The sequence below is a fragment of the Rhodococcus daqingensis genome (assembly GCF_042665615.1).
GTDB lineage: Bacteria > Actinomycetota > Actinomycetes > Mycobacteriales > Mycobacteriaceae > Rhodococcus_G > Rhodococcus_G daqingensis.
In genome coordinates this window covers 140,455-153,894 of record NZ_JBHTCS010000017.1, presented here as the reverse complement: position 1 = coordinate 153,894, position 13,440 = coordinate 140,455, and the positions used below count along the sequence as shown (strand labels likewise).

The 13,440-nt window shown below is 67.0% G+C and carries 5 protein-coding genes; 4 read left to right on the top strand and 1 reads right to left on the bottom strand.

The features are described 5' to 3' along the window. Window positions 1-38: 38 nt before the first annotated feature. Both rpoB and ACFQS9_RS14790 read left to right on the top strand, forming a co-directional pair. Window positions 39-3,545 (top strand): DNA-directed RNA polymerase subunit beta, encoded by a 3,507-nt coding sequence (rpoB, locus tag ACFQS9_RS14795; protein ID WP_378406517.1) that lies wholly within the window; start codon window positions 39-41, stop codon window positions 3,543-3,545. 120 nt (window positions 3,546-3,665) lie between these two features. Continuing rightward, the gene (locus tag ACFQS9_RS14790; protein WP_378405910.1) at window positions 3,666-7,625 is read left to right on the top strand and encodes a DNA-directed RNA polymerase subunit beta'; all 3,960 of its coding nucleotides are present in this window, start codon (window positions 3,666-3,668) and stop codon (window positions 7,623-7,625) included. 115 nt (window positions 7,626-7,740) lie between these two features. Here ACFQS9_RS14790 and ACFQS9_RS14785 read toward each other — a convergent pair whose 3' ends face one another. Further along, entirely contained in the window at window positions 7,741-11,589 is a 3,849-nt protein-coding gene (locus ACFQS9_RS14785) for a beta-propeller fold lactonase family protein (protein WP_378405908.1), read from the bottom strand. A 258-nt stretch (window positions 11,590-11,847) separates the two neighbouring features. Between ACFQS9_RS14785 and ACFQS9_RS14780 the strand changes: the two genes are divergently transcribed. Beyond that, entirely contained in the window at window positions 11,848-12,954 is a 1,107-nt protein-coding gene (locus ACFQS9_RS14780) for a helix-turn-helix transcriptional regulator (RefSeq protein ID WP_378405906.1), read from the top strand. A gap of 141 nt (window positions 12,955-13,095) precedes the next feature. Further along, window positions 13,096-13,299 carry a hypothetical protein gene (locus ACFQS9_RS14775; protein ID WP_378405904.1) on the top strand — a complete coding sequence of 68 codons (204 nt, stop codon included), beginning with the start codon at window positions 13,096-13,098 and terminating at the stop codon, window positions 13,297-13,299. The last annotated feature ends 141 nt before the right edge of the window (window positions 13,300-13,440 follow it).

Below are 13,440 nucleotides of genomic sequence, written 5' to 3'. Positions count from 1 at the left end.
TACAGCGGCGGTCGCGCAGCACGAGCGGCCCGCGTGAGGTGCTGGAAGGACGCATCTTGGCAGTCTCTAGCCAGACCAAGGCAAATGCCGGAATCCCCGGAGCCCCGAAGAGGGTCTCGTTCGCGAAGATTCGCGAACCTCTCGAAGTTCCAGGGCTACTTGATCTACAGACGGATTCTTTTGAATGGTTGATCGGTTCGCCTGCATGGCGTGAGCGGGCTGCCGCCCGCGGCGACGGCGGTGTCACCGGCGGTCTGGAGGACATCCTCACCGAGCTGTCCCCGATCGAGGACTTCTCGGGATCGATGTCACTGTCGTTCTCGGACCCGCGCTTCGACGAGGTCAAGGCCTCGACCGATGAGTGCAAAGACAAGGACATGACCTACGCGGCGCCCTTGTTCGTCACCGCGGAGTTCATCAACAACAACACCGGCGAGATCAAGAGCCAGACGGTCTTCATGGGTGACTTCCCGATGATGACCGACAAGGGCACCTTCATCATCAACGGCACCGAGCGCGTCGTCGTCTCGCAGCTCGTCCGCTCCCCGGGTGTGTACTTCGACCACTCCGTGGACAAGGGCACCGAGAAGGACCTGCACAGCGTCAAGGTGATCCCCGGCCGCGGCGCGTGGCTGGAGTTCGACGTCGACAAGCGCGACACCGTCGGCGTCCGCATCGACCGCAAGCGTCGTCAGCCCGTCACCGTGCTGCTCAAGGCCCTCGGCTGGACCACCGAGCAGATCACGGAGCGCTTCGGCTTCTCCGAGATCCTCATGGCCACCCTGGAGAAGGACAACACGGCAGGCACCGACGAGGCGCTGCTCGACATCTACCGCAAGCTGCGTCCGGGCGAGCCGCCCACGAAGGAGAGCGCGCAGACCCTGCTGGAGAACCTGTTCTTCAAGGAGAAGCGCTACGACCTCGCCCGCGTGGGTCGCTACAAGATCAACAAGAAGCTGGGCCTGAACCACGGCCTGCCGATCACCGCGTCGACCCTCACCGAGGAAGACATCGTCGCGACGATCGAGTACCTGGTGCGTCTGCACGCCGGCGACACCGTGATGACGGCGCCCGACGGCGTCGAGGTCCCGGTCGAGGTCGACGACATCGACCACTTCGGCAACCGTCGTCTGCGCACGGTGGGTGAGCTGATCCAGAACCAGATCCGGGTGGGCCTGTCCCGCATGGAGCGCGTGGTCCGCGAGCGGATGACCACCCAGGACGTCGAGGCGATCACGCCGCAGACCCTGATCAACATCCGTCCCGTCGTGGCCGCGATCAAGGAGTTCTTCGGAACCTCCCAGCTGTCGCAGTTCATGGACCAGAACAACCCGCTGTCGGGCCTGACCCACAAGCGTCGCCTGTCGGCGCTCGGCCCCGGTGGTCTGTCCCGTGAGCGCGCCGGCCTCGAGGTGCGAGACGTGCACCCGTCGCACTACGGCCGCATGTGCCCGATCGAGACCCCTGAGGGCCCGAACATCGGCCTGATCGGTTCGCTGTCGGTGTACGCGCGGGTCAACCCGTTCGGCTTCATCGAGACCCCGTACCGCAAGGTCGTCGACGGCCAGGTCACCGACCAGGTGGACTACCTGACCGCCGACGAGGAGGACCGCCACGTCAAGGCCCAGGCCAACGCCAAGGTCGACAAGAACGGTCGCTTCGTCGAGGATCGCGTCCTGGTCCGCACCAAGGGCGGCGAGGTCGAGCTGATCCCGGCCGCGGACGTCGACTACATGGACGTCTCGCCGCGGCAGATGGTCTCCGTCGCCACCGCGATGATCCCGTTCCTCGAGCACGACGACGCCAACCGTGCCCTGATGGGCGCGAACATGCAGCGTCAGGCCGTGCCGCTGGTCCGTTCCGAGTCGCCGCTGGTCGGCACCGGCATGGAGCTGCGCGCGGCGGTCGACGCCGGCGACGTCGTCGTCAGCGAGAAGACCGGTGTCATCGAGGAGGTCTCGGCCGACTACGTCACCGTGATGGCGGACGACGGCAGCCGTAAGACCTACCGGATGCGCAAGTTCGCCCGCTCCAACCAGGGCACCTGCGCGAACCAGCGTCCGATCGTGGACGAGGGCGAGCGGGTCGAGGCCGGCCAGGTCATCGCCGACGGTCCCTGCACCGAAGCCGGTGAGATGGCGCTGGGCAAGAACCTGCTCGTGGCGATCATGCCGTGGGAGGGCCACAACTACGAGGACGCGATCATCCTGTCGCAGCGCCTCGTGGAAGAGGACGTCCTGACCTCGATCCACATCGAGGAGCACGAGATCGATGCCCGCGACACCAAGCTCGGTGCCGAGGAGATCACGCGCGACATCCCGAACGTCTCCGACGAGGTCCTCGCCGACCTCGACGAGCGCGGCATCATCCGCATCGGTGCCGAGGTCCGCGATGGCGACGTGCTGGTCGGCAAGGTCACGCCGAAGGGCGAGACCGAGCTGACCCCGGAGGAGCGCCTGCTGCGCGCGATCTTCGGTGAGAAGGCCCGCGAGGTCCGCGACACGTCCCTCAAGGTTCCGCACGGTGAGAACGGCAAGGTCATCGGCATCCGCGTGTTCTCGCGCGATGACGACGACGACCTGCCCCCCGGTGTCAACGAGTTGGTCCGCGTCTACGTGGCCCAGAAGCGCAAGATCCAGGACGGCGACAAGCTCGCCGGCCGCCACGGCAACAAGGGCGTCATCGGCAAGATCCTCCCGCAGGAGGACATGCCGTTCCTGTCCGACGGCACCCCGGTCGACATCATCCTGAACACCCACGGCGTCCCGCGTCGTATGAACATCGGTCAGGTGTTGGAGACCCACCTCGGGTGGATCGGCAAGACCGGCTGGAACGTGCAGATCGCCGGCGACGGCAGCCGTCCGGAATGGGCGGAGAACCTGCCCGAGGAGATGCTCTCGGCCCCGGCCGACAGCAACATCGCCACCCCGGTGTTCGACGGTGCGAAGGAAGACGAGCTGACCGGTCTGCTCGGCTCGACCCTCCCGAACCGCGACGGCGACCAGATGGTGGGCTCCGACGGAAAGGCGACCCTGTTCGACGGCCGTTCCGGCGAGCCGTTCCCGTACCCGGTCTCGGTCGGCTACATGTACATCATCAAGCTGCACCACCTGGTCGACGACAAGATCCACGCGCGTTCGACCGGTCCGTACTCGATGATCACCCAGCAGCCGCTCGGCGGTAAGGCCCAGTTCGGTGGCCAGCGCTTCGGTGAGATGGAGTGCTGGGCGATGCAGGCCTACGGCGCGGCATACACGCTGCAGGAGCTGCTCACCATCAAGTCGGATGACGTGGTCGGCCGCGTGAAGGTGTACGAGGCCATCGTCAAGGGCGAGAACATCCCCGAGCCCGGCATCCCCGAGTCGTTCAAGGTGCTCCTCAAGGAGCTCCAGTCGCTCTGCCTCAACGTGGAGGTGCTGTCCTCCGACGGCGCGGCCATCGAGATGCGCGACGGCGACGACGAGGACCTCGAGCGTGCGGCGGCGAACCTGGGCATCAACCTGTCCAGGAACGAGGCGGCGACCGTGGACGATCTCGCGAACTAGGTGTTTGGTCCCCGGGCTGCATCGTTGATGCGGCCCGGGGGCGTAGCCCACATTTGAATTTGGCAGACAGGTAGGCGCTGCGAAGCGCACACCATAATCCCTCTGGGGAAAGGAAGTTACGTGCTCGACGTCAACTTCTTCGATGAACTCCGCATCGGCCTGGCCACCGCTGAGGACATCCGTCAGTGGTCCTACGGCGAGGTCAAGAAGCCGGAGACCATCAACTACCGCACGCTCAAGCCCGAGAAGGACGGCCTCTTCTGCGAGAAGATCTTCGGCCCCACCCGGGACTGGGAGTGCTACTGCGGTAAGTACAAGCGCGTCCGCTTCAAGGGCATCATCTGCGAGCGCTGTGGTGTCGAGGTGACCCGCGCGAAGGTGCGTCGTGAGCGGATGGGCCACATCGAGCTCGCCGCTCCGGTGACCCACATCTGGTACTTCAAGGGCGTGCCGAGCCGTCTCGGCTACCTGCTGGACCTGGCGCCGAAGGATCTCGAGAAGATCATCTACTTCGCGGCCTATGTGATCGTCGCGGTCGACGACGAGCTGCGCCACAACGAGCTCTCCACCCTGCAGGCCGAGATGGAGGTCGAGAAGAAGTCCGTCGCGGACCAGCGCGACGCCGATCTCGAGGCCCGCGCCCAGAAGCTCGAGGCGGACATCGCCGAGCTCGAGGCCGAGGGTGCCAAGTCCGACGTGCGACGCAAGGTCAAGGACGGCGGCGAGCGCGAGATGCGCCAGCTCCGTGACCGGGCCCAGCGCGAGCTGGACCGGCTCGAGGAGATCTGGAACACCTTCACCAAGCTCGCTCCGAAGCAGCTCATCGTCGACGAGGGCCTCTACCGCGAGATGGTGGACCGCTACGGCGAGTACTTCACCGGCGCGATGGGCGCGGAGTCCATCCAGAAGCTGATGGAGAACTTCGACATCGACGCCGAGGCCGAGAGCCTCCGGGAGACCATCCGCAGCGGCAAGGGTCAGAAGAAGCTGCGCGCGCTCAAGCGTCTCAAGGTCGTCGCGGCCTTCCAGTCCACCGGCAACTCGCCGATGGGCATGGTCCTCAACGCCGTGCCGGTGATCCCGCCGGAGCTGCGTCCGATGGTTCAGCTCGACGGTGGCCGGTTCGCCACCTCCGACCTGAACGACCTGTACCGCCGCGTGATCAACCGCAACAACCGCCTCAAGCGACTGATCGACCTCGGCGCGCCCGAGATCATCGTCAACAACGAGAAGCGGATGCTGCAGGAGTCCGTCGACGCGCTGTTCGACAACGGCCGTCGTGGACGTCCGGTCACCGGTCCGGGCAACCGCCCGCTGAAGTCCCTGAGCGACCTGCTCAAGGGCAAGCAGGGTCGTTTCCGTCAGAACCTGCTCGGCAAGCGCGTCGACTACTCGGGCCGTTCGGTCATCGTCGTCGGCCCGCAGCTCAAGCTGCACCAGTGCGGTCTGCCGAAGCTGATGGCGCTCGAGCTGTTCAAGCCGTTCGTGATGAAGCGTCTGGTGGACCTGAACCACGCGCAGAACATCAAGTCGGCCAAGCGCATGGTCGAGCGTCAGCGTGCCCAGGTGTGGGACGTCCTCGAAGAGGTCATCGCCGAGCACCCGGTGCTGCTCAACCGTGCACCCACGCTGCACCGCCTCGGTATCCAGGCCTTCGAGCCGCAGCTCGTCGAGGGCAAGGCCATCCAGCTGCACCCGCTGGTGTGTGAGGCCTTCAACGCCGACTTCGACGGTGACCAGATGGCCGTGCACCTCCCGCTGTCCGCGGAGGCGCAGGCCGAGGCCCGCATCCTGATGCTGTCCTCGAACAACATCCTCTCGCCCGCGTCGGGTCGCCCGCTCGCCATGCCGCGTCTGGACATGGTGACCGGTCTGTACCACCTGACCCGGCTCGACGAGGGTGCCGACGGCGAGCTCGTCGCCGCGGGCAAGGATCGGCCCGAGGTCGGCGCCTACTCCTCGCCCGCCGAGGCGATCATGGCCGTGGACCGTGGCGCACTGAAGGTGCAGGCGAAGATCAAGGTCCGCCTGACCACGCAGCGTCCGCCGCGCGACCTCGAGGACGAGCTGTTCCCCGACGGCGGCTGGAACTACGGCGAGGGCTGGGTCGCCGAGACCACCCTCGGCCGGGTGCTCTTCAACGAGCTGCTCCCCGCGGACTACCCGTTCGTGAACGAGCAGATGCCGAAGAAGCGTCAGGCGACGATCATCAACGATCTCGCCGAGCGTTACCCGATGATCGTGGTCGCGCAGACCGTGGACAAGCTCAAGGACGCCGGTTTCTACTGGGCGACCCGTTCGGGCGTCACGGTCTCGATCTCGGACGTTCTGGTGCCGCCGAGCAAGTCCGAGATCATGGACAAGTTCGAGGCGCAGGCCGAGCAGATCGAGAAGAAGTACCAGCGCGGTGCCCTCAACCACGCCGAGCGCAACAGCGCCCTGGTGAAGATCTGGTCCGAGGCCACCGACGAGGTCGGTAAGGCCATGGAGGCCTTCTTCCCCGACGACAACCCGATCCCGATGATCGTGAAGTCCGGCGCCGCCGGAAACATGACGCAGGTTCGGTCGCTCGCCGGCATGAAGGGCCTGGTGACGAACCCGAAGGGTGAGTTCATCCCGCGTCCGATCAAGTCTTCCTTCAAGGAAGGCCTGACCGTTCTCGAGTACTTCATCAACACGCACGGCGCCCGTAAGGGTCTGGCGGATACCGCGCTGCGTACCGCCGACTCGGGTTACCTCACCCGTCGTCTGGTGGACGTCTCGCAGGACGTCATCGTCCGTGAGACGGACTGTGGCACGGAGCGCGGCATCGTCACCACGATCGCGGAGAAGCAGGCCGACGGCTCGCTGATCCGGGATGCGCACGTGGAGACCAGCACCTACGCCCGCACGCTGGCCGCCGACGCGGTCGACGCCAACGGCACGGTCATCGTCGAGCGTGGCGCCGACCTGGGTGACCCGGCCATCGACGCGCTGCTCGAGGCCGGCATCACCGACGTGAAGGTGCGCTCCGTGCTCACCTGCACCACCGGCACCGGCGTCTGCGCCACCTGCTACGGCCGCTCGATGGCGACCGGCAAGCTGGTGGACATCGGTGAGGCTGTCGGCATCGTCGCCGCCCAGTCCATCGGTGAGCCGGGTACCCAGCTGACCATGCGTACCTTCCACCAGGGTGGTGTCGCGGGCGAGGACATCACCGGTGGTCTGCCGCGTGTCCAGGAGCTGTTCGAGGCCCGCGTCCCCAAGGGCAAGGCCCCGATCGCCGACGTCACCGGACGGGTGCAGCTCGAGGACGGCGACCGCTTCTACAAGATCACCATCGTCCCGGACGATGGCGGCGAAGAGGTCGTCTACGACAAGCTGTCCAAGCGTCAGCGTCTGCGCGTGTTCAAGCACGACGACGGTTCCGAGCGCCTGCTGGCGGACGGTGACCACGTCGAGGTCGGCCAGCAGCTCATGGAGGGTGCTGCCGATCCGCACGAGGTGCTGCGCGTGATGGGCCCGCGTCAGGTGCAGATCCACCTGGTCAACGAGGTTCAGGAGGTGTACCGGAGCCAGGGTGTGTCGATCCACGACAAGCACATCGAGACGATCGTTCGTCAGATGCTGCGTCGCGTGACGATCATCGACTCCGGCGCCACCGAGTTCCTGCCCGGTTCGCTCACCGAGCGTTCCGAGTTCGAGGCGGCCAACCGTCGCGTCGTCGCCGAGGGTGGTGAGCCCGCTGCCGGTCGTCCGGTGCTCATGGGTATCACCAAGGCCTCGCTGGCGACCGACTCGTGGCTGTCGGCGGCGTCCTTCCAGGAGACCACCCGCGTGCTGACCGATGCGGCCATCAACTGCCGCTCGGACAAGCTGATCGGTCTCAAGGAGAACGTCATCATCGGCAAGCTGATCCCGGCCGGTACCGGCATCAACCGTTACCGGAACATCCAGGTCCAGCCGACCGAGGAGGCGCGCGCCGCGGCCTACGCCGTGCCGTCGTACGAGGATCAGTACTACAGCCCGGAAGGCTTCGGCACCGGGACCGGAGCTGCTGTTCCGCTCGACGACTACGGCTTCAGCACCGACTACCGGTAGTCGCCGGATACAACGAAGCGGCCCCCGATCCCAGTTCTGGGATCGGGGGCCGTTGTCGTGTCGTGCCCCACCGAACGACACTCGGTCGTCGCACGACCCGTCGTCTGCGGGCTGGTCAGACCGACGTTGCTGCCGACTGGCCCACCGGCACGCCGGTGACCGTGTACACGACGCCGTCGTTGAAGTCGGTGACGTACACGGTGCCGGGATCGTCGGGGTCGACGACGATCTGGCGGGTTGGCGTGTAGATCGCACTGGGTGAGGATCCGACGTCGTCCGTCACGAAGGTGCCGATGACGGCGAGCGTCGACGCGTCCAGTACCGAGACCGTGCGTCCGTCGGCGCCGGTGACGTAGGCCCATCGGCCGTCAGAGCTCAGCGCGACGTCCTGGGCGGAGGAAGGCAGACGGACGGTCCCGAGCACGGTGCCGAAGGTCGCACTGGTCGGATCGGCGTCGATCACCGCAACGCCGCCGTATCGGCCGGTGACGATCCACTGGCGGCCGGTGGTATCCGCGATGAACTCGCCGTTCGCGTGGCCGCCGGTGTTCGTCGCCACCTGGGTCACTCGGTAGGTCACGTACAACCGTGTCCCGTCGGGGCCGGCCGTGACCTGGTTGGTGGTGGAGAACTCACTGGCCGTCGCGGTGGTGTCCCACACCGGCCCGACCTGCACCGATCCGACCGTGGTCATGGAATCGGTCTCGGTCAGCGTCACGGTTCCGCCGGTCGTGCCGTACAGAGTGGCTCCGTCCGGGCTGATCTCCAGATCGGACGGGGTAGCGATCCGATGGGTGGAAAGGACCGTGTTCGTGGAGGTGTCGATCACCGAGACGACGCCACTCGGGCTGGCGGCGTACAGCCGGGATCCGTCCCCGCTGACGGCCATCTCGTGCGCTACCGGCCATGCTTCGGATTCCTCGTACTGCAGCGGGATCCCCGCAAGGCCCTCGCCTGTCGTCGCGTCGAACACCCAGATGGTCGAGTTGTAGCCGTCATTCACGTACAGGCGGTTCGTGGCGGTGCTTGCGGTGAGGGTCTGCGCCCAACCTGCCGCGGGGATCGGCTCTCCCACGACCGCATTGGTCTCACGGTCGACCGTCCAGAGGTAGCCCTCCTCGCTGATGACGAACAGGCGATCGCCGACGATAGCGGCCTCGCGTGGATAGAGGCCGGTCGCAACGGCGGTCGACTCGACGTCGACGACGGTCGGCGGTTGGGTCGGTGAGATGGCAACGGTGACCGCGAGATTCGTCGAGTACTGGCCGTCTCCGGCGGAGATGGTGAAGTGGTCGGCGTCCTCTCCGGGCGTCTGCATGGCGAGGTCGCGGGCGGCGGTGGTCGGGGTGTAGACGAACGCCCCGGTTCCGTCGGCGACGACGGAACCGGACCCCGCCGGACCGGAGGTGAAGGTCACGGGGTCGCCGTCGGGGTCGGCGGGTGTGAGGGTGACGACGACGGCGCCGTCGGATGCGCGGGGTGCGCCGACCGTCCAGGTCGCGGTCGGTGCGGAGTTCACGTGGGTGAGCGCGAGGGTCCGCACGGTGCCGTCGGCCGCGTCGGTGACGAGCATCCGCGAGCCGTCCGTGCTCAGCGCGATGCGGTGAGCGCCGGACTCCGCTGTCGGGTCCAGGCCGACACTGGACACGACCGTGTTGGTCCGGGTGTCGATGACGGTGAGGGTGTCCGGATCCGAGGCGACATAGAGGGCGGTGCCGTCGGGGGTGACCGTCACCGAGGTCGGCCGCGTCCCTACGCCGCCGATCGTGCCGACGACGCTGTTGGTGGCGGTGTCGACGACCGCGATGTTGTTGCTGCCGCGGTTGGCCACGTACACCCGGGCACCGTCGGGGCTGACGGTGACGGCGTTCGGTGTGGTGCCGCTGCCGAGATTGACGGTGCCGACGACCTTGTTGGTGCTGGTGTCGATGACCGAGACGGTGTTGCTGCCACCGTTGGTGACATAGGCGCGGGTGCCGGCGGGGTTGACGGCGACCGCATTGGGCGTGGTGCCGGTGCCGACGGTGGCGACGACCGTGTTGTTGGTGGTGTTGATGACGGAGACGGTGCGGCTGCCGCCGTTGGTGACGTAGGCGCGGGTACCTACAGGGGTGGTGGCGACGGCGACGGCGTTGGGTGTGCTGCCGATGCCGGTCCGTACGGTGGCGACGACCGTGTTGGTGCTGGTGTCGATCACCGAGACGGTGCGGCTGCCGCTGCTGGAGACGTACACGCGGGTGCCGGCCGGGTTCGCCGCGATCGCGGTCGGCGAGGTGCCGACCGGCACCGTCGCGACGACGGTGTTGGTGCTGTCGAGCACGGACACGCTCTTGGATCCCTGGTTCGTCACGTATGCCTTGGTGCCGGCGATCGCGGCCCCGGAGGGCGTGGTCCCGACCTTGGTGGACTGCGCGACCTGCATCCGTGCCGCCGACACCGGCACCTGCACGGTCACCGGGTTGCTTGTCTGTCCGTCGGTCACGGTGACGGTGAAGGAGTCGTAGTCTGCGGTGGGGTCCAATGCCGCGGTTTGCCGCGCGGCGTGCGTTGGCGTGTAGGTGAAGTTGCCGGTCGCGTCGACGGTGGCCTTACCGCGGCTCGGTTCGCCCGTGACAGCGTAGCCGGGTTGACTTCCGGACGCGTTGATCGCGCCGAGCACCGTACCGGTGTTGCGGTCGGGTATCCCGACGGTCGGCCCGGTCGGGGCGGTGGACGAGGCGGACGCAGTGGTGGCCTCGGGAGCGTCGGCCGTCAGTGCCGCGAACGTCGCGGAGCTCTGGGATGTCTCGAACGTCTCGATCGGCTGGCTGGTGGTGGCCGGTGCCGCGCTGAGGTTCCGGGTCGCCTCGGCGGACGTCGCCAGCTCCTGTCGACGACACCATGCCGCGGCGAGTGCCCAGGCCATCGGCGACTCGATCGGTGCCAGCGGATCGTCGGTCGCGAACGGCCGCAGTCCCACGGCTGCGAGGACATTCGACACGACCTGGGATGCGGCTTCGGCAGCCGAAGTCGGGAGTGTCGGAGAAAGTGCCTGCATCCGAACGATGTCGTGCGTCGTTTCCGATAGTTCGTGGTCCGCCCACTGCGCCAGGGCCGCAGTGGAATCGATCGTGGTGGCGATGGTCGCCGGAGCCCACTGCTTGACCAGTGGTGCTGCCGGTGCGTTCGAGATCGGCTCGAGCGCGGCAGGTTCCGCCGCCCCGGGTTTGCCCGGTGCGGGGTCCGCCGGCCCCGGTTGGTGCGCTGCAGGGCCCGCCTCCGCGGGTGGGCTGGGCGCCGTGCTCGGTTCGGCGGGCGACGGATCCGTGATCCGGGCCGTCGTGCCGGCGCCGTCCATGTCCGCGTGATCGAGGCCCGATCCCGGTCCGGGCGAGACCGGCGGCACCGCTGCGGGCGGCGGTGCGGACGAACCCGAGCTCGCGGTGTCCGCCGTCGGTTGGCCGGCCTGCGTGGTCGAACCACCGGATTCGTCGACGGTGGCCGGCGCCGTCTCGTCGGCGGGGGTGGCCGGGTCCGGCGCGCCGACCCCGTCCACGGTGGAACCCGGCGACGGATCCGGTGCCGGCGAGCCGGTATCGCCCGTGTCGTCGCTCGATGCCGATCCGGTCGCGGCGGATTCGCCGCTCGACGTGTCGGACGACGGACCGTCGGACGAGCCGGCAGGCGACGACGAGTCCGCGTCGCCGGACGATCGCGAGCCGCCGGACGATCCGGAGCCGCTGCTCGATGTGTCGGATGGTCCGCCGTCGGACGAGCGGGACCGTGACGACGAGTCGGAATCGCTGCGAGACGTGTCGGACGATTCGTCGGAATCGCTGGAGCTCGACGAGGTGGACGAGTCGCCGCCGGAGGGCGCGGCGGCCGCCACGTCCGGTGGCGCGGCGATTGCCAGCCCGATGCCGAGCGCGACCGCCAGCTCACCGATGTGCCCGATGTGCTTGGCGTTGCCCGCGGTGGTTCCCATCCGCCGTCGGCGACGCAATCCCGTTGGCCCTGCGGTGGATGTCCATGGTGGTGTGAGCGGACGTTGATTGGTTGTCATCGTGATCACCTGCTTGCCGCTGCGGCGTTCCTCGCCAGGTGCGAACTCGCCCGACGTAGCGATTCAACGTAATCACGACCAGCACGTCACCGCCTCATCTGAACAGATGAGATCCGGCTATTCTGGAATGGCCTTGACAGCACGAAACGGTTGACAGCCCGACGCATGAAGAGGCAGACGATGGTCACGATCGAGGCTTTCTCGCGTCTCGTATCTGGTGTCTACGCCGCGGCACTCACTCCCCAGCTGTGGGGGCCGGCGGTGCGAGATATCCACCGCGAAATGGGCGGCACGGTTGGAACGCTCGGCATGGCACCCGACGGCACCTCGTCCATCATCGGGGACACGACTCTCCCGGCGGATGCATTAGCCAGCTACGCGCAGCACTACGGGCGTCTCGATCATGTGCTGACCAACGTGATGAAGGGGCCCGTCGGCGCCGTGCGCACGGGATCTGAACTGGTCGCTCCCCGCAGGCACTCGGAGTTCTACTCATGCTGGTTGCGCCCCAACGACATGGGTGATGGGCTGATGGTCCGCCTGACGGGCCCACCAGAGAACTACTTCTTCATCGTCGGGGCACCTCCCCGCACCGAGTTCTTCGATACCCCGGACCGCGTGAAGTTGATGAGCGGCCTGATTGCGCACTTACAACAGGCGCTGCGTACCCAAGACGCAGTCGCGCCGTTGCCCGCCGGTGATGGCGAACCGGCTGGCGTGCTGGACGTGATCCGGCATGGAGTGATCCTCGTCGGAGGCGATCACCTGGTGATCAACCTGAACGCTGCCGCCGAACGAATCTGTCGCGCTGGAGACGGGCTCTGCATGCGGTCAGGACGTTTCGCAGCGATGAACACAGCTGCCGAACAGGAGTTGCACGGCGCCATTCGAAACGCCCTCACCGACGGGGGCTCCCGCGTCCGCCGAGGCCGATCGCTCAGCTGTCGTCGCCCCTCCGGCGTGCGCCCTTACGTCATTCATGTCCTGCCGTATCCCCGCCGCGACACCGATGTGCACCTCGGTGGGCAAATGGCCGTCGTCCTGATCATCGATCCGGAGAACGAACCCGAGCCCGCCACGGAACTGTTGCAGCGGCTCTACCATCTCACCCGATCCGAAGCCGAAATCGCACTGCAGGTGATGCGAGGCGTGGACCTGAAACAGACCTCGGAGGAGCTGTCGCTCTCCTTGTCGACAGTACGGACCCATCTGCAGCATGTCTTCGACAAGACCGACACCCACCGGCAAGCTGAGCTCGTCCGCGTTCTCATCGCTTTGTGTCCTTGAGCCAGTGGAGGTGACCGCGTCTCGGCGGCTCGCACGTCCACTCGGGATCGTGGAGGGTGTCCGCGGTCTATGGTGGGGGAAAGGACCGGACATCTGGCACTGGTTCGTAACACCGGCCGGTACGTGAAGGAGTGACGCGACATGGCGGGCAAGGGGATCGACCGATCGAAGGCCCAGTCGGCGCTGGAGGTGGTCCGGGAGAACCCCGCCATCTCGCTGGTGGCCGCAGCCCCCGCGATCGTTGTTTTCGGCGTGGTCTGGTGGCTGGCCGGCTTCGGCACCGCCCTGATCCTCGCGATCGTGCTCGGCGTCGTCGCGGTGGCGGGCAAGAAGTTCCTCGGCTGACCCGCTGACCGGCTGACCCGCCGATTCGCCGTCCGAAGCCGGTGGGGTGCGGCGCCGTGCGGCTATCCTCTGATCCTCTGTGACATTGCTCGCACAGCCCGGGTATCGTTACAGGAACAGGTTCTAGTTTCGAGGAGGCCG

What these genes read in the sequence shown, in the direction of transcription:
- ACFQS9_RS14785 (WP_378405908.1), bottom strand. Translation starts at nt 11,589, where the DNA reads ATGGGAACCACCGCGGGCAACGCCAAGCACATCGGGCACATCGGTGAG.
- ACFQS9_RS14775 (WP_378405904.1), top strand. Translation starts at nt 13,096, where the DNA reads ATGGCGGGCAAGGGGATCGACCGATCGAAGGCCCAGTCGGCGCTGGAG.
- ACFQS9_RS14780 (WP_378405906.1), top strand. Translation starts at nt 11,848, where the DNA reads ATGGTCACGATCGAGGCTTTCTCGCGTCTCGTATCTGGTGTCTACGCC.